The 251-nt window shown below is 40.2% G+C and carries 1 protein-coding gene; it reads left to right on the top strand.

The features are described from left to right. On the top strand, positions 1-251 hold a 251-nt coding region (locus AAEY75_RS16310), incomplete at both ends, for a YihY family inner membrane protein (RefSeq protein WP_352260199.1).

The raw sequence follows: 251 nt of genomic DNA on the forward strand, positions 1-251 counted from the left end.
GATTAGTCCCGTGGATTGTTGAGCGTCTACCATTGCTGTTTTCTGTGGCATCTATATTACTGTTGTATATGGTCGTGCCTAACAAGAAAATCCATTTTTTACATGCTCTATTGGGAGCGATTGTAGCAGCGGTATTATTTGAAGCAGGCAAAAAGGGTTTTGCGTTTTATGTGACCCAATTTCCGAGTTATGAAGCCATTTATGGTGCACTGGCAGTAGTGCCGATTTTATTTGTATGGGTATATTTATCG

It is taken from the genome of Psychrobacter sp. TB55-MNA-CIBAN-0194 (assembly GCF_040309505.1).
In the GTDB taxonomy this organism is placed as follows: domain Bacteria; phylum Pseudomonadota; class Gammaproteobacteria; order Pseudomonadales; family Moraxellaceae; genus Psychrobacter; species Psychrobacter fozii.